The organism is Kibdelosporangium phytohabitans (assembly GCF_001302585.1).
Lineage (GTDB): Bacteria > Actinomycetota > Actinomycetes > Mycobacteriales > Pseudonocardiaceae > Kibdelosporangium > Kibdelosporangium phytohabitans.
Genome location: NZ_CP012752.1, coordinates 2,641,300 through 2,660,447, shown reverse-complemented (window position 1 = coordinate 2,660,447; position 19,148 = coordinate 2,641,300). Strand labels below are relative to the sequence as shown.

18 protein-coding genes and 1 pseudogene are annotated in these 19,148 nt (G+C 68.4%); 7 read left to right on the top strand and 12 right to left on the bottom strand.

What is annotated here, in order from left to right:
• Positions 1-84: 84 nt before the first annotated feature.
• From AOZ06_RS12180 to AOZ06_RS12165, 4 genes are read right to left on the bottom strand one after another with little or no spacing between them, the layout of a single operon-like run.
• On the bottom strand, positions 85-690 hold the full coding sequence (locus tag AOZ06_RS12180) for a response regulator transcription factor (RefSeq protein ID WP_054289536.1): 606 nt from the start codon (positions 688-690) through the stop codon (positions 85-87).
• A complete protein-coding gene (locus AOZ06_RS12175; protein WP_236952190.1) occupies positions 687-1,802 on the bottom strand; it encodes a sensor histidine kinase in 1,116 nt (371 codons plus the stop codon). The genes AOZ06_RS12180 and AOZ06_RS12175 overlap by 4 nt, the downstream gene beginning before the upstream one ends.
• A 17-nt stretch (positions 1,803-1,819) precedes the next feature.
• Positions 1,820-2,539, bottom strand: a complete 720-nt coding sequence (locus tag AOZ06_RS12170; protein WP_054289534.1) for an ABC transporter permease — start codon at positions 2,537-2,539, stop codon at positions 1,820-1,822.
• A complete protein-coding gene (locus AOZ06_RS12165; protein WP_236952188.1) occupies positions 2,536-3,435 on the bottom strand; it encodes an ABC transporter ATP-binding protein in 900 nt (299 codons plus the stop codon). Before AOZ06_RS12165 ends, AOZ06_RS12170 begins: the two co-directional genes overlap by 4 nt.
• 212 nt (positions 3,436-3,647) lie before the next feature.
• On the opposite strand from AOZ06_RS12165, the gene AOZ06_RS12160 reads away from it, so the two are divergent.
• Both AOZ06_RS12160 and AOZ06_RS53765 read left to right on the top strand, forming a co-directional pair.
• Positions 3,648-4,586: a hypothetical protein gene (locus AOZ06_RS12160; protein ID WP_054289533.1), complete on the top strand. Its 939-nt coding sequence runs from the start codon at positions 3,648-3,650 to the stop codon at positions 4,584-4,586.
• 571 nt (positions 4,587-5,157) lie between these two features.
• Positions 5,158-6,047: pseudogene (locus AOZ06_RS53765) on the top strand (IS5 family transposase).
• Between the two features lie 197 nt (positions 6,048-6,244).
• Here AOZ06_RS53765 and AOZ06_RS56150 read toward each other — a convergent pair.
• The gene (locus AOZ06_RS56150; RefSeq protein WP_169798907.1) at positions 6,245-6,802 is read right to left on the bottom strand and encodes a transposase; all 558 of its coding nucleotides are present in this window, start codon (positions 6,800-6,802) and stop codon (positions 6,245-6,247) included.
• A gap of 97 nt (positions 6,803-6,899) precedes the next feature.
• Here AOZ06_RS56150 and AOZ06_RS57705 point away from each other — a divergent pair, with 97 nt between their 5' ends.
• On the top strand, positions 6,900-7,136 hold the full coding sequence (locus tag AOZ06_RS57705; protein WP_054289531.1) for a hypothetical protein: 237 nt from the start codon (positions 6,900-6,902) through the stop codon (positions 7,134-7,136).
• Between the two features lie 443 nt (positions 7,137-7,579).
• Entirely contained in the window at positions 7,580-7,702 is a 123-nt protein-coding gene (locus AOZ06_RS61240; RefSeq protein WP_257721467.1) for a hypothetical protein, read from the top strand.
• A 738-nt stretch (positions 7,703-8,440) separates the two neighbouring features.
• Here the strand turns inward: AOZ06_RS61240 and AOZ06_RS12140 are convergent.
• Positions 8,441-9,826: a glycine--tRNA ligase gene (locus AOZ06_RS12140; RefSeq protein ID WP_054296598.1), complete on the bottom strand. Its 1,386-nt coding sequence runs from the start codon at positions 9,824-9,826 to the stop codon at positions 8,441-8,443.
• Between the two features lie 648 nt (positions 9,827-10,474).
• Positions 10,475-10,846 carry an antibiotic biosynthesis monooxygenase family protein gene (locus AOZ06_RS12135; protein WP_054289530.1) on the bottom strand — a complete coding sequence of 124 codons (372 nt, stop codon included), beginning with the start codon at positions 10,844-10,846 and terminating at the stop codon, positions 10,475-10,477.
• Positions 10,847-10,912: 66 nt separating this feature from the next.
• Between AOZ06_RS12135 and AOZ06_RS12130 the strand changes: the two genes are divergently transcribed.
• From AOZ06_RS12130 to AOZ06_RS12120, 3 genes are all read left to right on the top strand, one after another.
• Positions 10,913-11,188: a DUF6703 family protein gene (locus AOZ06_RS12130; RefSeq protein ID WP_236952187.1), complete on the top strand. Its 276-nt coding sequence runs from the start codon at positions 10,913-10,915 to the stop codon at positions 11,186-11,188.
• Positions 11,189-11,256: 68 nt separating this feature from the next.
• The gene (locus tag AOZ06_RS12125) at positions 11,257-11,637 is read left to right on the top strand and encodes an ArsR/SmtB family transcription factor (protein ID WP_054289528.1); all 381 of its coding nucleotides are present in this window, start codon (positions 11,257-11,259) and stop codon (positions 11,635-11,637) included.
• Positions 11,637-12,053 (top strand): Fur family transcriptional regulator, encoded by a 417-nt coding sequence (locus AOZ06_RS12120; RefSeq protein WP_054289527.1) that lies wholly within the window; start codon positions 11,637-11,639, stop codon positions 12,051-12,053. The genes AOZ06_RS12125 and AOZ06_RS12120 overlap by 1 nt, the downstream gene beginning before the upstream one ends.
• A gap of 90 nt (positions 12,054-12,143) precedes the next feature.
• Here AOZ06_RS12120 and AOZ06_RS12115 read toward each other — a convergent pair whose 3' ends face one another.
• The 5 genes from AOZ06_RS12115 to AOZ06_RS12095 form a co-directional block, all read right to left on the bottom strand.
• Complete coding sequence (locus AOZ06_RS12115; RefSeq protein ID WP_054289526.1) at positions 12,144-12,869, bottom strand: TIGR03943 family putative permease subunit; 726 nt, start codon at positions 12,867-12,869, stop codon at positions 12,144-12,146.
• Positions 12,866-13,897, bottom strand: coding sequence for a permease (locus tag AOZ06_RS12110; protein ID WP_054289525.1), 1,032 nt, complete (start codon positions 13,895-13,897; stop codon positions 12,866-12,868). Before AOZ06_RS12110 ends, AOZ06_RS12115 begins: the two co-directional genes overlap by 4 nt.
• Positions 13,894-14,313: a YbjN domain-containing protein gene (locus AOZ06_RS12105; RefSeq protein ID WP_054289524.1), complete on the bottom strand. Its 420-nt coding sequence runs from the start codon at positions 14,311-14,313 to the stop codon at positions 13,894-13,896. Before AOZ06_RS12105 ends, AOZ06_RS12110 begins: the two co-directional genes overlap by 4 nt.
• Positions 14,310-15,134 carry an isoprenyl transferase gene (locus AOZ06_RS12100; RefSeq protein WP_054289523.1) on the bottom strand — a complete coding sequence of 275 codons (825 nt, stop codon included), beginning with the start codon at positions 15,132-15,134 and terminating at the stop codon, positions 14,310-14,312. The genes AOZ06_RS12105 and AOZ06_RS12100 overlap by 4 nt, the downstream gene beginning before the upstream one ends.
• Before the next feature lie 103 nt (positions 15,135-15,237).
• Positions 15,238-19,080, bottom strand: coding sequence for a Pls/PosA family non-ribosomal peptide synthetase (locus AOZ06_RS12095; protein ID WP_083471642.1), 3,843 nt, complete (start codon positions 19,078-19,080; stop codon positions 15,238-15,240).
• Positions 19,081-19,148 lie beyond the last annotated feature (68 nt).

Genomic DNA, 19,148 nt, shown 5'->3' with positions numbered 1-19,148 from the left:
ATGGGATTCGACGTTCACTCCGGCATCATCGCAGACGGGTCCGACAGTTCCTCGTCCCCGCTGGCCCGCACGGGATTTCCGGCCTCAGAGCCAGCCGCGCTCCTCCGCCAGCCGCGCCGCTTCCGCCCTCGTCCGCGCGCCGGTCTTGCCGATCGCGGCGGACAAGTGGTTGCGCACGGTGCCCTCCGACAGGTGCAGCGACTTCGCGATGTCCGAGATGGTGCCGCCGTCACTGGACTCCGCGAGCACCTCGCGCTCCCGCATGGTGAGCGGACTCTGCCCCGTGGCAAGCGATTCCGCCGCCAGCGACGGGTCGACCACCCGCAGCCCGGCGTTCACCCGGCGGACCGCGTCCACGAGTTGCTCGGGCGGCGCGTCCTTCACCACGAACCCGGCCGCCCCGGCGGCCAGCGCCCGGCTCAGGTAGCCGGGCCGCCCGAACGTCGTGCACATGACGACCTGGCAACTGGGCATCTCGGCCCGCAGCTCGGCGGCCGCGACGATGCCGTCCTTGCCCGGCATCTGCACGTCCAGCAACGCGACGTCCGGTTTGGTCCGCCGGGCCGCCGGCAGCACGTCGTCACCCGTCCCCACCTCGGCGACCACCTCGATGTCGGCCTCCAGACCGAGCATCGCCGCCAGCGCACCCCGGACGAGGGTCTGGTCGTCGGCCAGCAGCACCCTGATCACGTCGTCACGTCCGCGCGCACCACGAACCCGCCCTTTTCTCCTCGTTCGGCTGCCTTCAGCCTGCCGTCGACCTTCGCCAGCCGTTCACGCAGACCAGCCAGCCCGTTGCCGTCCTGGTCGCCTCCGGTGGACACACCGCGACCGTTGTCCACGACCTCGATCCACGACTCGCCCAGCCTGATCTCACACCGGCTGGCGCCACTGTGCCTGATCACGTTGGTCACCGCTTCCCGCAACACGTACCCGAACGGCTCCCGCAGTTCGCCGGGCACGTCGTCGACTGCCTGCGGCAGGTCGGCGTCGATGCCCGCAGCCAGCAGCGCCGCCTTGGCGTTGGCGATCTCCGCGGGCAGCGACATCTTGCGGTAGCCGGAGACCGTCGCCCTGATCTCGGTCAGCGCCTGCCGTGACAGCCGCTCCACGTCGTGCACCTCGGCGAGCGCGCGCTCGACGTCCGGCGAACGTTCCATGATCCGCCGGGCGAGGCCTGCCTTCAGCGTGATCGTCGTGAGGCTGTGGCCGAGGACGTCGTGCAGGTCACGGGCGACCCTGGCGCGTTCCTCGGCCACCGCGAGCGTCCTGATCTCGTCGCGGGCCAGCTCCAGTTCGTCCGATTTCCGGAAGAACCCGCGGGCCGTGAAGATCGAGATGGTCAGCACCAGCATGATCACACCGGCGTCGAAGTCGGGCCGGCCGGTCTCGGCGGCGGTCGCGACGAGCATGGCGGTGGTGCCGCCAAGGCCGTAGGCCAAACCGAATCCGGGAGGCAACAGGATGAGCGCCACGACGATCGCGAACGTCAGGTACGTCAGGTCACCGGCATTCAGCAGCACCCCCAGTGCCACCGGGAACAGCGTCGCCAAGGCCACGTACAGCACACGGACCAGCGCCGAGGAACACAAGCCGTACAGGAGCGCTGCCATGTATGTGACCGAGTACAGCACCACGACGACAACCACGGTGAGCCCGACCCAGCCGGGATACGGCCCGCTGTACCCGTCGATCACCGCGCGGACCAGGAAGAGCAGGAACGCGGCTGGGAACAGCACATGACCGATCCGGCGGCGTTGGCGCCGCCGTTCGGGTTCCGGCCAAGCCCACAGGTTGTTCACGGCTTCACGGTACGGCGTCAACGGCGCGCACTGTCCACACGATAACGACGGACAACGAGCGCACCGAGCACAACCGCCCACGCCGCCAGGACGAGCACGCAGGTGAGCACATTCTCCGACGACCCGAGCGCCGTCGCACCGATCTGGCTCATCCAGTAAGTCGGCAGCACCTTGGCGATCGCGCTGAACAAGCCGGGCAATGCCGACAAAGGCACCCAGAGGCCACCGAACATCGCCAGGACCATCATCAGCACACCGGTGATCGACTGCATGCTGTCGGCGGTGCCGTACTGGCCGAGCAGCAAACCCAGCAACGCGAACGGAATCGCCCCCAGCCAGACCCCCGCGGTGACCTGGGCCCACTGCGCCGCGCCGAGAGTGATCCCCTCCGCGAACCCGCCGACCAGCGGGACGAGCACGACCGCGGGCAGCGCCACCACCATGCCGACGACGCACTTGCCGACGAGATACCCGCCTCCGCTCAGCGGAGTCAGGCGCAACTGCCGCTGCCAGCCGGCGTCCCGTTCGATGGCAACCCGCGCGCCCGCGAACAACGCGGCGGAGAACACGCCCCACGTGATCATGCCGACCATCAGACCGGCCTTCGCGTTCACGTCGCCCTCGCCGAGGTTGGACAGGAACACGAACATCAGGATCGGCAACGCGACGGTGAAGACGAGGAACTTGCCGGCGCGCAGCGCCCGTTTGATCTCCAGTACCAGGTATCCGGTGCTCATCGGGCGTTCTCCTGTGCTGTCAGGGCGAGGAAGGCCTCTTCGAGCCCGGCGGCGCTGACCTCGATGTCGCGCACGTCCGGGTAGTGCAGCAACGCCCGCAACGCGGCGTCGGAGTCCTTGCAGGTCAACTGGATCCGGTCGGCGCGCCGCTCGGCAGCGGCGACTCCGGGCATGCACTCGAGCAGTTCCACCGGGACGTCGGGCAGGACCGCGGCGATCGTGCGGCCGGACGCCATCTCACGGACGCTGGCCACGCTGCCGTCCGCGACGATCTTCCCCGCGCGCATGAGGATCACGCGGTCGGCGAACTCCTCCGCCTCGTCGAGGTAGTGCGTGGCGAACAGGACTGTGCGTCCCTGGTCGGTGAATTCCCGCATCGACGCCCAGAACTCGCGGCGGGTGCCGACGTCCATCGCGGCCGTCGGCTCGTCGAGGACGAGCAGGTCGGGGTTGGCGACCAGCGCGACGGCGAACCGGACGCGCTGCCGCTGCCCACCGGAAAGCTTGGTGCAGCGGCGATTCGCGAGCTCCTGCACGCCCGCGCGGCGCATCGCCTCGGCGACCGGCATCGGCTCGCGGTGCAGCGACGCGATCATCGCGACGGTCTCCTCGACAGTCGCGTCGTCGAGCAGTGTCCCGTTCTGCAGCATCGCGCCGATCGCGCCTTCGGCGACCGCCTCGCGCGGGGTGTTGCCGAAGACCAGCACCTGACCGGCGTCGGGCTCGGCCAGCCCGAGGATCATGTCCACTGTGGTCGACTTGCCCGCGCCGTTGGGGCCGAGCAGGGCCACCACCTCGCCCGGGGCGATCAGGACGTCGATCGCGTCGACGGCGCGCAGGTCGCCGTAGTTCTTGGTCAGTCCCGTGATGCTGACCGCGGCTCCGTGTTCTTTCACGGTGTCAACGATGCGCTGTCCGCGGCCCCGGCCCGCAGGCCGCACGTCACGAATCCTGCCATGACATTTGTCGTGGGCCCATTACCACAAACAGCCGGAAACCTCACCCGGACCAAGATCATAAAGCCGGAGTTGTCCACAGTCGGCAGTTGTCCACAGGCGCGGGGCCCGGCGACTTCCCCGCACCCCGCCCGACTGGCCAGAGTGGAACCATGCCGAACAGAGACCTGATCGACCTGGACGCACTGTCCTCGCTCTTCCCCCATCGCGTAGCCCTCACCGCGGACCTGGTCGACCTAGGTCTCACGGGCGCCACGGTGAAACGAAGATGCCTGCCGGGCGGGCCGTGGCAACGCGTCTTACCCGGCGTGCTGCTGCTCGACCGCACCGCTCCCACCCGATGGCAGCTGATCCAGGCAGCGCTTCGGTACGCGGGCGAAGACGCTGTCGTGACCGGCAGTGACGCCCTCGCACTGCACGGTGTGCGGCCGATGCTTCCCCACGGACGCGTGCACGTTCTGGTGCCCAGCAGGCGTTTCATCCGCAGCAGCGCCAGCGTGCTGGTGGAACGGACCCCAAGCCCGCCTCGTCCGGTGCTGCGGCACGGACTGTTGACGGCCCCGCTCGCCCGGGCCGCCGTCGACGCGGCGCGGCGGATCACCAGCCGGGCCGTGGTGAGCACGTTGTTCGCCGAAGTCGTGTTCCACAAAGGTGTCCGGCTGGACGAGCTGAACACCGAGGTGGTCGTGGGCATGCGGCGTGGTGCCGCGCTGTGCCAGGAGGTGCTGCGCGACATGGGCACGCGTATCCGTTCCGGCGTCGCTTCCGTGGCTCGTGATCTCGTCCTGCGCGCCGGGGTACCCCCGCCGCGCTGGAATGTGCCTGTCGACGACGCCTCGGGCAATCCCCTCGGCGTGGTCACAGGGACCTGGGATGACGTGCGACTGGCGTGGGACGTGCACGCCTTCGATTTCGACCCCGCCCCGGACAGCTACCCGACCGCGCTGAAACGAGGTTCGCGGCTGGCCGCGACCGGCCTCCTCGTTCTGCACACACCGGCGACCCGCCTGCACTCGGACCAGGAAGGAGTGATCACCGAACTGATCACCACGTTCGACCAGGCCCGGTCCCGTGCCTGCCTGAGTGCCTGATCCCCTTGCCGCACAAGCCCCGCGCGGCCGTGTGTACGCCCCCAGCCGCCCGGCCGCGCGGCCCTCACACCGTCCCCCACAGAAAGGAGAACTCGCTTGCCGTTATGACGTTTGGCGTCGTGTTCATGCTGCCGGTCCGGTCGCGGCCCCTCCACTCGCACCGGCCGGCAGCCCGGCGGATACCCACAGTCTTTCCCACGGTCACGGCAGGTGGAGCTCGGCGACCGATGGGATGCGCCGGGTCGACAGAACCGGGATGCGAGCGCGGTGCGCTCCCGGATGGAAGTCCCCGCTGCCCCCTCGTGAGTCCCGGTGTGCTGGCCGGTGACCCACGAGGGGACGGGGAAACCACTACTGCTCGTGCTCTAGCTGCGCTGCTGTCGTTGCTGGTTGACAGGTTGGGCATGGGGGCTGGGTCTTCCGTAGCAGCCTCTCCTACCGGGTCTAATCGGCGAGGCCGCCGTGGGGACGGTGAAGCTGTGGCTGTCCCCCCGTTCCTTGGGTTTGTCGTTGACGGCGCCTAGGTCCTGTCCTCGAGGCTGGTATGGCTGGTCTGGTTTGATGTTGGGTTGTGGTGCGCGGGCATGGGTTGACTGATGAGCAGTGGCAGGCGGTCCAGGCGTGGTTGCCGGTGTCCGGGGCGAAGGGACGGCCTCGGGTGGATGGGATGACCGGCGGGTGATCAACGGGATGTTGTTCAAGGCCAAGACCGGGGTGACATGACGAGATCTGCCTGAGCGGTATGGGCCGTGGAAGAGCGTCTGCGACCGATTTCTGGCGCTGGTCACGCAACGGCACCCCGACCGTGCTGGTCTCGAAGGCTCGGGTGATCGCCGAGGCGATCGATGAGCTGGACCGGGAGGTCTCAGTGGATTTCACCATCGTGCGTGTTCACCAGCACGCCGCGGGCGCCCGCCGTGCCACCAAAGCGCACACAGGGGGCGAGCGGATCGTGCGCCGGGCAGACCGAACCGGATGATCATGCCATCGGCCGGTCTCGTGGTGGGTTGACCACCAAGATTCAGCTGGCCTGTGATGGTCATGGCAGGCCGTTGCCGGTGCTGTGGACCGGCGGCCAGGCCGGTGACACGACCCGGTTCGCTGATCTGCCGGCCGGGATCCGGTTCCCACGACGGCCCGGTCCGGGCCGGCCACCACTCGCCCGGACCGGGTCTTGGCCGACAGGGCGTATTCCAGCCGCGCGATCCGCGCCTACCTCCGTGGTCGTGGGATCGGCGTGGTCATTCCCGAACGTCGCGATCACCAGGACCATCGCCGCAACCGTGCCCGGACAGGTGGCCGCCCACCCTCTTCGACCGCGAGGCCTCCAAGTGTCACAACGTGGTCGAGCGCTGCTTCAACCGGCTCAAGCACTACCGGGCCATCGCCACCCGCTAGGACAAAATCGACCTGTCGTACCAAGCCATGCTCGATCCAGCCATCCTCATCATCTGGCTGTGAGGACAGAACCTAGGTCGCCGAGGACGACGCTGTCGGGCAGGCGGTAGCACTCTTCGGCGTGGATGTGGTGGGAGCGTTCGACCTTGCCGTTCCACTGCGGTGTGGCAGGCCGGATGTACGCGTGGCCGATGCCCTGGTCCAGGACGTGCCAGTGGAACGCGGACTGCGACTCCGCATCGTTGAGTTCCCAACGGATGTCAAGCAGCGTGGGTGTCCGTGGGCTGGGTGGTGCGCGGGCTGTTCGTCGGAGCGCTGCGCGGCTCCTTGTGTCGTCGGTTCGTCCGTCTGTGCTGGTGGGTGGCGCGTCGTGCTACGCGGAGTTCGGCGGGAACGGTGTAGCGCTCGGTGATGAGTTGGCGTGCGTCGGCGGTGGTGATCGGTGTGCCGTCGAGGCCGGTGAGCCGGTAGTGCTCGTCTCTGCGCCAGCGGGCGGCGATGCGGGTGAGCAGTGCTGTGGCGACATGGCAGAGCGCGGAGATGTGGTGCTTGCCAGACTCGGTCATCAGCCGGTGATACTTGGCGGCGAGGGTGGGGCCGGTTCGGCGGACTTGTTGTGCGGCCATGAACAACGCCTCACGCAGGCAGGCGTCACCGGACTTGGTGAGGCCGCTGTGGTGGCTGGTCAGGCCGGAGGAGTTCAGTCTCGGGACCAGGCCGCGTAGGAGCGAACCGCCGATCCGGCGCGCGGACGCCGTGCCACCGAACGCAAGGGCGACGTCCGTGAGCGGGCAGCGAGGTGAACCGGGTCGGATCACCCAGCCTGCCAAGGATTTGCGCGGCCAGGATGGGGCCGATTCCAGGCACCGACTGGACAATGTCTGTGGGGTCGCTCTTGACGAGCAGCACTCGGATATGTTCGTCGAGATCTTTGATCTCGACGGTGAAGTGCAGGGCCAGCTGTGCTTCCAAGGCGATGTCGTCGGCCAGGTCCGGGTACTCGAGTTCGTCGGCCCAGAGCGCGAGCGTTTCGTCGGCCGCTGCGAGCAGCCGGTCGGCGTGGGCTCCGCCCCAGGCGCCGCGGGAATGGCGATGCAGGAACCGTGCGACGAGTGCCCGGCCCGGCCGTCGTACTTGGTGCGGTCGGCGTAGTGAACCAGGAACCGCAGTGGTCTTGTGGGCCAGAAAGCGCAGTAAGGACTTGTTGGCCAGGTCCGCGCCCAGGGCCGCGTGCCAGGACGGCCCGAACAGTTCCGGCAGCGCATCAAGCCGGGTCAGCACGCTGGCGCACCGTTTGACCACATTGGACTGTAGCTTGACTACCCACCGCAGCGGTTCTCCTGGCCGAGACCGACAGCGGTGTGCAGCCCTTCGGGATGCAGCAGCAGCAGCTTGGCCTGGATCTTCGAATCCTGCCGGTGGGCTTGGTGTGCTTGGCGTAGTGGGAGCGCAGGTCCGCTGACTGCTCTGGTGGCACATGACCACGGTGGCGCCTAGTGAGAGTGCATGTGTGCGGTAGATCGACAGCGTGAGCCGTCGCGATCCACTCGTCGAGTTTCACGTCGTTGCCCGCAGCCGATGTCAGCAGGGCAGCAATGCCGCTCACCAAACTGGCGAGGGTGGTCATCTCGGGACAGGCCGCGGTGATCTTCTGCAGCGGGGTCCTGACCTTCGGGCACAGGTTCCCGGGTTTGGTGAGCAGGAGGCTGCTGGCGTGACGGCGGGCGGGAGGGGACGGAGCGCGGCGGGACGGGATAGGACGCAACGGGACGCGCGGCGCGGCGGGACACGGCGCGGCGGGCTGGGCGGCGGGGCTGGGCGGGTTGGCAGTGGCCCAGCGCCCGGCGGGCGCACGGACCTCGAACTGAGCCTTTACGCAGATTGCGCCACAAGTGCCATCGGTCACTGGCACCGCGCCGGACAGCGCGCGCCGGACAGCCTCGGCGTAGGTGGCCGAGGCGTCCCGGCACCCGACCTCGACACCGGATGCTCACGCAGCCACTTCAGGGTGGCCGCGTCGCGACCTGGCAGAACCGCGAGACGTCAGCCGGCCTCGGCATCGATGATGATCGTGGCGTAGCGCTGGCGGCGACGCGGGGCGAAGTCGTCCACGCCGACGACCCGCGCAACGTCAACCGGGACAGCGGCAGACAGCGCAACGCGGCTACGGGCTACGGGCTACGGGCAACAAGCCGACCGGCCAGCCGCGTAACTCTCGCGCTCCATCGGAAATCTGCCGGACAAGCCGCACCGTACGGCACTCATGGAGGTCCAGCAGTCCGGGGATCTGTTCCCCGAAAGTCTGCCGCAGCCGGCTCCGAACCGGGCGGCCAACGCCTTACGCACAACCGGTCGACGACCTGGCGGCCGTCGACCGACGTCCTTCACCGTCCGGTGGTGATACCCATGCACCGACTACGAGCCGGAGCCACTGCTCGTGCGGACCCCGTATCGGGTCAGCAGCCCGGCAACTGGGCGGCCAGGTAGGCCTCGAGCTTGTCGATCGAGACCCGCTCCTGGGTCATGGTGTCCCGTTCGCGGACGGTCACCGCTTGGTCGTTGAGCGAGTCGAAGTCGACCGTCACGCAGAAAGGCGTCCCGATCTCGTCCTGGCGGCGGTAGCGGCGGCCGATCGCGCCCGCGTCGTCGAAGTCCGTGTTCCAGTTGCGGCGCAACGTCGCCGCCACGTCCCGGGCCTTCGGGGAGAGGTCCGCGTTACGCGACAGGGGAAGCACCGCGACCTTGATCGGGGCCAGCCTGCGGTCGAACCGGAGCACGACGCGCTTGTCCACGCCGCCCTTGGCGTTGGGGGCCTCGTCCTCGTTGTAGGCGTCCAGCATGAAGGCCATCATCGAGCGGCCCACGCCGGCCGCGGGCTCGATCACGTATGGCCGGTAGCGGGAGTCCGTGGTCTGGTCGAAGTAGGACAGGTCCACGCCGGAGTGGTTGGAGTGGGTCGTCAGGTCGAAGTCGGTCCGGTTGGCGATGCCCTCCAGCTCACCCCACTCACCACTGGCCATCCCGAAGCGGTACTCGATGTCCACTGTCCGCTTGGAGTAGTGGGACAGCTTCTCCTTCGGGTGCTCGAACAGACGGAGGTTGTCCGGGTTGATGCCCAGTTCCACGTACCAGCGCATGCGCTCGTCGATCCACTGCTGGTGCCATTCCTCGTCGGTACCCGGCTCGACGAAGAACTCCATCTCCATCTGCTCGAACTCGCGGGTGCGGAAGATGAAGTTGCCCGGCGTGATCTCGTTGCGGAAGGACTTGCCCATCTGGCCGATGCCGAACGGCGGCTTGCGACGGGAGGTGGTCTGCACGTTCAGGTAGTTCACGAAGATGCCCTGCGCGGTCTCGGGCCGCAGGTAGGCCATGCCCTCGGCGGACTCGACCGGGCCGAGGAAGGTCTTGAGCATCATGTTGAACGCGCGCGGCTCGGTGTACTGGCCGCGGGTGCCGCAGTTGGGGCACGGCACGTCGGTGAGGTCGCTCTCGTCGGTCGGCTTGCCGGACCGCTCCTGGTATTCCTCGGCGAGCTGGTCGGAACGGAACCGCTTGTGGCAGCTCAGGCATTCCACCAGCGGGTCGGTGAAGACCTTCTCGTGGCCGGAGGCGACCCACACCTCGCGGGGCAGGATCACCGACGAGTCGATGCCGACCACGTCGTCCCGGCCCTGCACGACGGCCTTCCACCACTGCCGCTTGATGTTCTCCTTGAGCTCAACACCAAGAGGCCCGTAATCCCACGCCGACCGCGTACCGCCGTAGATCTCCCCGGACGGGTAGACGAAGCCACGGCGCTTGCAAAGGCTGACGACGGTATCTATCCGATCGGCGGGCACGAACACTCCATACAGGTACATGGGGAAAAGCTCGGGGACTGCCAGGGTAGCCGCCTGTCACCGGCCACCACGAGGGGATTCCCCATTCACCCCATCGGCTTGATCGTCACGGATCCGAGTTGTGATGCACGCATTCGAATCCGACCATTCAGCAGAGAGGATACCGCCGAAGGGACCAATCCATGACCACAGCCGCACCACACCACCAGGCAGAAGCACACCGCCACACCCACGGACCGGGCTGCGGGCACGAAGCGATCGTGCACGCCGACCACGTCGACTACCTGCACGACGGTCACGTGCACCGTGAGCACGTGACTGACCGGGGCGTGCACTACGACGAGTGCGACACCTGCACGTGTCCGCACTGCTCGGACTCGTGCGCTGTGTGTTCGTGCTCCGACTGCGCTTGCCCGACGTGTAACCACGCGGCTTGTTCGTGCGGCTCGTGTTCGGACTCGTGCGCGAACTGCACCTGCTCCGACTGCAGCTGCCCGACCTGCGAACACGCGGCGTGAAGTAGCGCGAGGACTGGAGCGCCTCCAGGTTGCCCGGGCCACGGACGATCACCTGGAGCGCGCGGCACGCTGCGGTTTCGCCGTGCCACGTTCACACGTTCGTGTGCACCTCACGCTGGGCCGGGGAAGCTCAGCGGGGCATGGCCGGGCCGCTGGCGTCGCGCGGGCCCGCGGTGCCCGCGTCGGCGGCGACCACGCTGACGCGGTTGCCGGCCTGGCCGTCGGTAGCCGTCGTGTGGACCTCGTAGGCGCTCGCGTCGCCGCGGGACAAGAACGGGATGACGTGTTCTCGCACGTCAAAGGGGGACATCGCGCGGCGGTAGGCGACCACCGAGGCGAACTCGACAGTCAGGGCCCACCGGTCGGGGTCGTCGGCGGAGTGCCCGAGAACGGCACGGACACAGCCCGCCTGTGCGGTCAGCAGCCGCATCGCTTTGGCCGCGTCGGCGGAGAACTCGGCTGACTCCGTTTCCGGCACGGTGAACCCACAGACCAACAGCACGCTTGCGCCTTTCTGCCCGACACTACGATGCGACGACACGGTATCGCCGAGCCGAGGAGACACACCGTGCGAGGCAGAAGGAACATGCGGGCGCAGCTGCTCGCTGGTGACGGGCCGCTGGCGCGGGCGCGGCCGATCGCCGCGTTCGTCGTGGTCATCGCGCTGTTCTTGACCGGCGTGCTGGTCAGCGGGCTGGTCGGGGCCGTTCTGCTCGGGCTGCTCGCGGTCGGCGTCGGCGTCCTGCTCGCCACGACGTGGCCGGTGCTCAGGCCCAATGAACGGCTGCTGCGCGTGCTCGTCCTGGGGATCCTGATCGTCATCGCGGTCGTTCAGCTGCGCTGAACACGACTACCGAATTCATTAGCGACTAGACTTGGGTCTCTGGGCGAACCTAGCAAGTGAGGTGGCTGATGCTCGAACAGTCGACGACAGACCTGGGCGTTGATCCGGCCACCACCGAGCATTCGCCGGGGCGGACGCCGACAGAGCCCGCTCCAGGGCGTTCACCTGCGACTTTGACTGCAGCGGGCGATCTGCTGCGTGCGCTCGCCGCGCCGGTGCGGATCTCGATCGTGCTGCAGCTGCGCGAGTCCGACCGCTGCGTGCACGAACTCGTCGACGCGCTGGGCGTGGCACAGCCCCTGATCAGCCAGCACCTGCGGGTGCTGAAGTCGGCGGGCGTCGTGCACGGCGAACGGCACGGCCGTGAGGTGGTCTACCGGCTGGTTGATGAGCATCTCTCGCATATCGTGGTGGACGCGGTCACGCATGTGGAGGAGGCTCACACTTGATGACGATCAACCGCACGCCACCCACCACGGCCCGGCGCTCGACCAAGCAGCGCGCCGCGGTCGCGGAGCTCCTCAACGACCTGGACGACTTCCGTTCGGCCCAGGATCTGCACGAGGAGCTGCGCAAACGTGGTGAGGGCATCGGTCTGACAACGGTCTACCGGACCTTGCAGTCGTTGGCGGACGCGGGCGAGGTGGACGTGCTGCGCACGGACACCGGTGAAGCGATCTACCGTCGTTGCTCCAGTCACCACCACCATCACCTGGTGTGCCGTGTGTGCGGTCGCACCGTCGAGGTCGAGGGGCCTGCGGTGGAGAAATGGGCCGACCGGGTCGCGGAGGAGAACGGTTTCTCCGAGGTCAGCCACACTGTCGAGATCTTCGGGACCTGCGCGACCTGCACCAAGTCGAGCTGACCCCGGGCCGGTCCGGACTCGAGCCTGACGAACGCCGGTCAGGCCCTGTGCACCAGGGACTGACCGGCGTTCGGTGTTCTGCCGGGACTGTCAGTACTCGTAGGGGTCTGGTGGTTCGGGGACTGACTGGACGTCGGTGACCGTCACCGTCGGCACGTGCCGGGATTCCTTTGTGGATGTGCCCGGTTGGTAGCGCACGACCGCTTTCACCCACGTGTCGCTCACGAGGGTGCCCAGTCCCTGGCCGTCGAGCTTCACCTTCACCGGGTAGGCGTCCGCCGCGCAGCAGCCGATCGCCAGGCGGGCCAGGTAGGTGGAGTTGTCGTTGTGGGCGATGAAACCGGTCAGTCGGATGTTCCTGTCGTTGAGCGTTCCCGCCTTGTCCCACGCCGCGCGTTCGACGAAGTCCATCACGCGCTGGTCGATCACGTCTCCCGCGGGCAGCGCCGGGAAGCTGTACTCCTCGGACGGCGGTGGCGGGGTTCGCCCCGCCGCTCGGTTCACCGCGTCCTCGCCGAGCGCCGGCGGCGCCAGGAAGACCGCGAGGACCGGCAGGATCAGCAGCCAGGTGCTGTGCGACTGGATTCCGTGGCCGTGGTCGTGATCGTCGATCGCCGCCACCTGGTCGGGCTTGCGCGCCGTGATGACGTCACGGGTGATCGACACGAAGGCGATCACCACCATGATCGCCCCGGCCGCGATCAGCCAGGCCTGCTGGCCCGGTTTGACGTAGCGCAGGTAGGTGCCGTTCAGCGCGATCTTCAGCAAGGCCCCGCCGAGCAAGACCAGCAGGATGTTCTGCGTCTCCCGTTTCACCGCACACCTCCGAACACCACGAGTCCGGCGACGACCCCGCAGACGACCGCGACCAGGAACGTCATCGGCGCGAACCGGAAGGCGAACTTCTTGCCGAACGTGCCTGCCTGCAGTGCCACCAGCTTCACGTCCACCGCCGGGCCGACCACGAGGAACACCAGGCGCGGCAGCAGCGGGAGCATCGACAGCGACGCGGCCACGAAGGCGTCCGCCTCGCTGCAGATCGCCAGGATCACCGCGAGCAGGGCCATCACGATCACGCCGAGGACCACCTGCCCGCTCAGGCTTTCCAGCCACGACGCGGGCACGGCGACGCTCAGCACCGCCGCGGTCAGGCCGCCGATGACCAGGAAGCCTCCCGAGTCGACCAGGTCGTGCCTGGCCGTCTCGACGAAGGTCAGCCACCGGGAACGGCCGTCGCGGTCGGGCAGCCGCCGCAGTGCGCGTTCGGCCATCCACTCCAGTTTGCCGAACCGCGCCCACAGCCAGCCCATCCCGATGGCGGTCGCGAGCGAGCCGAGGAACCGGGCCAGCACCATTTCCGGGTTGCCGGGGAAGGCCACCGCTGTCGCGACAAGCACGATCGGGTTGACCGCGGGCGCTGCGAGCAGGAACGACAGCGCGACCGACGGGGCCACGCCTTGCTGGATCAGCCGGCGCGACACCGGCACCGACGCGCATTCACAACCCGGCAGCGCGACACCGGCGACGCTCGCGACCGGCACGGCCAGCGCTTGCCTGCGCGGCAGGACCTTGCGCAACACGCTCGGGGGCACGAACGCGGCGATCGCGCCGCTGATGATCACGCCGAGCACGAGGAACGGGATGGCCTGCGCGCACACCGCGACGAACTTCGTCGCTCCGGTGCGGATCTGCTCAGAGCCGAGCAGGCTCGCCAGCTGGTCCTGGAACACCACCGCGACGACGAGCAGTGCGCAGAGGATCTCCAGCGACCCGATCGGCAGTCGGCGCTTCTTCGGCGCCGGATGGTGATGCGTGTCGTCTGCACCCTCTGCGACTGTTGTCACTGTTGCGATCCCGCCAATAGGTCCGTCCGGAACGAGGACGCACCGGACACGACCAGCATGAAGAGGGTGCCCAGCGCGTTGACGTCGAGACCCTCCGCTGGGAACGTGTAGCGCAGAGTGACGTCGATGCCGTGGTCAGTGTGCACGACCGCGGCCGTCCCGAATAGGGCCTCTCCGCCCCTGTCGGCCACCGAGGTGACGATCTCCGGCGAGTCCGGCAGATCCCAGGCGACCACGCACTGCAGGCTCAGCACGTTGAGACCTTCGGCCAGCTGCATGGCCTGCACCGCGCACGGCACCTCGCCGTGCCGGAAGGTCAACGCGCCGTCGTCGTCGACGAAGACGTGGTGGTACATCTCCAGTGCCGCACGGGCCCTGCTGAGCAGGGCGGCCGTGCTGGCGGCCTCGCTGGTCACTGTGGATCTCCTGCTGGTTCGGTGGTGGATGCCGCGTCGATGGCGCCACCGAAGCGACGGTCGCGGTTGGCGTACGCCTCGCAGGCGCGCCACAGGTCACGACGGTCGAAGTCCGGCCACAGGATGTCCATGAACACCATCTCGGCGTACGCGGACTGCCACAGCATGAAGTTCGAGGTGCGCTGCTCGCCGGACGGCCGGATGAACAGGTCCACGTCCGGCATCTCGGGCTGGTAGAGGTATTTGGCGATGGTCCGCTCGTCCACCCGGTCCGGGTTGATCTTGCCTGCCGCGACCAGTTTGGCGACTTCCCTGGCGGCGTCGGCGACCTCGGCGCGGCCGCCGTAGTTGACGCACATCGTCAGGTTGAGCACGTCGTTGTCCTTGGTGCGCTCGTCGGCGATCTTGAGCTCGTTGACCACGCTGCGCCACAGCTTGGGCAGCCTGCCCGCCCACCGCACGTGCACCCCGAGCGCGTCGAGTTCGTCGACGCGGCGGTGGATGACGTCGCGGTTGAAGTTCATCAGGAAGCGGACCTCGTCCGGGCTGCGCTTCCAGTTCTCGGTGGAGAAGGCGTAGACCGAGAGCCATTTCACGCCGACCTCGATGCAGCCCTTCACCACGTCGAGCACGACTTCCTCGCCGCGCTTGTGTCCTTCGGTGCGGGGCAGGCCGCGTTGGTTGGCCCAGCGCCCGTTGCCGTCCATCACGATGGCGACGTGCTGGGGCACCTGGTCGAGCACTGGCGGTTTCGCACCGGACGGATGCGGGTCCGGCGGACGGAACTCGGGCCGCTCGCGGTCACGGCGTCGGCGAAGCAACGGGACTGCTCCTTCAGCAGGGGCGAACACTGGCACCAACAAGGTACTCACCCGCGTGCCGAGCCCGGTGAGGCCACCGTGGCGGCCACACCGGGCGCACGCTCTAGTCCCAGGCCCGGACGGGGTTGCCGAGCCAGCGGCTGCGGTCCGGCAGGTCCTCGCCACGCATCACCAGCGACACCGGGCCGACCGTGGCCGCGGTGCCGACCGTGGATCCCGGCAGGGCGATGCTGTTCGGGCCGAGGGTGGCGCCGCCTTCGATCCGGACGCGGTCCAGGCGCATCAGGCGGTCGTGGAACAGGTGTGTCTGCAGCACGACTCCCCGGTTCACCGAGGCACCCGCGTCGAGGTGCACGAGGTCGCTCTCGGGCAGCCAGTGCGTCTCGATCCACACACCGCGACCGATCCGGGCGCCGAGGCTGCGCAGCCAGGTGTTGAGCCACGGCGTGCCCGGTGAGCTGCGCACGAGCCACGGTACGGCGAGCAGTTCCACGAAGCAGTCGAACAGTTCGTTGCGCCACACGAACGAGCTCCACAGCGGGTGCTGTCCCGGCCGGAACCGGCCGACCAGCAGCCATTTCGCCAGCGTGGTGAGCGCGCACGCGAGCACACCGACGACACCGAGCATCACGCCGCTGACCGCGACCGCCATGCCGAGACCGAAGTCGTAGAAGACCTCGTCGAGCACGGCCAGCGCCATGATGCCCAGCAGTGCGCTGAGGACGATCGGCACCACCCGGCAGGCCTCGATCGCCGCACGGGCGAGGACGAGCCGTCGCGGCGGTTCGAAGGTGCGGGTCGCGTCCACGGTCTCCGCGACGCGCGGCAGTTCGATCGCCGGCCGTCCCAGCCAGGACGACCCGGGTGCGGAGACAGCGGGCGCGGAGGACAGCACACCGACCAGCGCACGGTCCGGGACTGCCCGTCCCGGTCCGAGAATCCCGGAGTTGCCGAGGAAAGCGCGCTCCCCGACCTGGACGTGCCCCAGCCGCATCCAGCCACCGCGTGACTCGAACGGCGCCAGCAGGCCGTCGTCAGCGAGGAAACTGCCGTCGCTGACCCGGGTCAACCGAGGCAATGTGACCACTGTGGACGCTTCGACGTCGCGGCCGACACGGGCGCCGAGCGCACGCAACCAGGTGGGTGTGGCAAGGCTGGCGTACAACGGAAACAGGTTCACCCGCGAGCTGCGCACCAGACGGTCGGTGAGCCACACGCACCATCCGACCCGGCCCAACGCGGGATGCATGCCGTCGGCTATGCCCAGTCCCGCCAGGCGTACCAGCATCACGACCACCGCGGCGTACAGGACAACCGCGCCCACTGTGGCGACGGGGACGATCAGCAGCAGGTGCCACAGCAGGGCACTCGGCGTCTCGTCGTTTCGCACAAAGGAATAGCCCAGCAGCACCCACGGAATCGTCAGCAGCACAGGCAATGCGGCCAAGCCCATCAGCGACACCGTGTACGCGAGGTTCCAACGGCGTGTGTGGCTGGCCTGCCGGGGCGTCGGCCAGTCCTCGCCTGCAGCGCCGACATCGTGCAGCGGAGTTCCGGCGTAGCGGCGACCGGCGGGAACCGTCGCGGTGACGCAGGAGCCTGGCAGGATCTCCGCGCCTTCGCCGACGCGTGCGCCCGGCAACACCGTGCTGCGGGTGCCGACACGGCTGTCCGCACCGATGTCGATCGTGCCGACACGCAGGATGTCACCGTCGAGCCACCACCCCGCGAGGTCGACTTCGGGCTCGACCGTGCAGCGGTCGCCGAAGACGGCCAGGCCGGTCACCGGGGGCATCGAGTGCAGCATGACGTCCTCACCGACGGCGCAACCGAGGACACGGGCGTACCGGGACGCCCAGTGCGTGCCGGTGAAGCCGGACATGCCGAACGTCGCCGCGATCCGTTCCAGTGTCCACAGCCGCAGGTGCACCCGTCCGCCGCGGGGATGTTCGCCCGGGGTGACGCCGCGGCGCAGCAAACGGGTACCGGCGAACACGATGCCCAGCCTGCCGAGCGGGCTGACCAGCGCGAGCCACACGCCGAGCACGATCCACCACGACGTCCGCGGCGCCAACGGGTCCGGGTCGATCAGGTCGACGAGGTCGTTCAGGATCACCAGCGCGAGCACCCATTTCGCTCCGGTGAGGGTGAACAGCACGAACTGCACGGCCGCCTGCACCAGCCCGGCACGCCGTGGCGTCGGCAGGACCGTGCGCTGCGTGGGTTCGTCCACGTGCAGCGTGTCCAGCCACGCGGCTTGTTCCAGCAAGCTCGGCCGCTGGTACACGTCGGGCACCGACACCGCGGGGAAACGCTTGCGCAGCAGCGAAACCAGTCGCGCGGCGGCCAGGCTGCCCCCGCCGAGGCCGAAGAAGTCGTCGCCCCGACCGGCCTGGACACCCAGCACCTCGGACCATTGTCCGCCGAGCCACTGTTCGGTCTCGGTCTGGAACGGCTGCGCGTCGGCGGTGGTCGTGGTCAACGGCCACGGCAACGCGGCCCGGTCGACCTTGCCGGAGGTCTTCGTCGGCAACGCGGGCAACTCCACCAGGCGTGGCACCAGGCCCGCGGGCAACCGGCTGGTCAGGATCTCGCGGGCGTACGCCTCGTCGAACGTCTCACCCGGCACGACGTAACCCACGAGCACCGGTGTACCGGTGGCGGTCTTGTGCACCGCGCACGCGGCGGACGTGACGCCGGGCAACGCCGACAGCGCGGCGTCGATCTCGCCGAGTTCCACGCGCCTGCCGGAGATCTTCACCTGGTCGTCCACTCGCCCGACGAACAGCAGCCCGGCGGGCTCCGCGCGGACAAGATCGCCTGTGCGGTAAGCACGTTCCCAGCCCAACGCGTCCAGCGGCGCGTAGCGCTGGGCGTCACGGACGGGGTCGAGGTAGCGGCCGAGCCCGACACCACCGATCACGAGTTCGCCCACTTCGCCGTGCTGGATGAGGTTGCCCGTGTTGTCGACAACCGCGAGCTGCCAGCCGTCCAGGGGAAGTCCGATCCGGACGGCCTCGTTGTCGTGCAGTTGCGACGCGCACGCCACCACGGTCGCCTCGGTGGGGCCATAGGTGTTCCACACCTCACGGCCGTCCGCGGCGAGGCGTGTCACCAGCTCAAGTGGGCACGCTTCACCGCCAAGGATCAACAACCGGACGCCGTCCAATGACTCACGCGGCCACAACGCTGCAAGCGTTGGCACGGTGGACACGACGGTGACCTTGTGCTCGGCGAGCCAGGTGCCGAAGTCCGCGCCGGACCGGACTTGTTCGCGGGGTGCCGCGACGAGGCACGCGCCGTGCCGCCACGCGAGCCACATCTCCTCGCAGGAGGCGTCGAACGCGACCGACAGCGCGGCCAGCACGCGGTCGCCCGGCCCGATGGGGTCGGCTTGGCAGAACAGCCGTGCCTCGGCGTCGACGAACGCGGCCGCCGCGCGGTGGGTGACCGCGACGCCCTTGGGTGTGCCGGTCGACCCGGACGTGAAAATCACCCAGGCGTCGTCCGAGGTTTCCGGCGCTTTTCGCACGGTGTTCACAACGCCGCGTGAATTGTGGGACGTGATTTCGAGGTTCGCGCCGAGGACGGCACGTGCTCCGGCCTGCACCCACACCACGTCGGCCCGGTCGGGTGGGTCGTCGAAATCCACGGGCACATAGGCGGCACCAATGGACAATACTGCCAGTATGCCGACGTAAAGGTCCGACGTGCCGGACGGAATACGGACACCGATTCGATCTCCCGCGCCGGCACCGGCGGCAGCCAACCGTTCAGCAAGGGCGTTCACCTGCGAAGACAGCTCGGCGTACGTCAGGCACACGTTCTCGTCCGCCAGAGCGGGCGCATCAGGGAAAACCTGGGTCGTCGCCCTCAGAATGCCGACGAGCGTACGCGGCGACGGACTCGGATCAGACGCGAAAACAGCAAAACCAGACCCGCTCATTACTACCCCTTTAAGATTTCCCTGCCCTATTCATGAACCCACCGATAAAGAGACGAGCGAGCGGGCAC

Excerpts from the sequence above, each read along its gene's own strand:
- AOZ06_RS12170 (WP_054289534.1), bottom strand. The coding sequence starts at position 2,539 with ATGAGCACCGGATACCTGGTACTGGAGATCAAACGGGCGCTGCGCGCC.
- AOZ06_RS12160 (WP_054289533.1), top strand. The coding sequence starts at position 3,648 with ATGCCGAACAGAGACCTGATCGACCTGGACGCACTGTCCTCGCTCTTC.
- AOZ06_RS61240 (WP_257721467.1), top strand. The coding sequence starts at position 7,580 with ATGCCGCTCACCAAACTGGCGAGGGTGGTCATCTCGGGACAGGCCGCG.
- AOZ06_RS57705 (WP_054289531.1), top strand. The coding sequence starts at position 6,900 with ATGTTCGTCGAGATCTTTGATCTCGACGGTGAAGTGCAGGGCCAGCTG.
- AOZ06_RS12120 (WP_054289527.1), top strand. The coding sequence starts at position 11,637 with ATGACGATCAACCGCACGCCACCCACCACGGCCCGGCGCTCGACCAAG.
- AOZ06_RS12095 (WP_083471642.1), bottom strand. The coding sequence starts at position 19,080 with ATGAGCGGGTCTGGTTTTGCTGTTTTCGCGTCTGATCCGAGTCCGTCG.
- AOZ06_RS12125 (WP_054289528.1), top strand. The coding sequence starts at position 11,257 with ATGCTCGAACAGTCGACGACAGACCTGGGCGTTGATCCGGCCACCACC.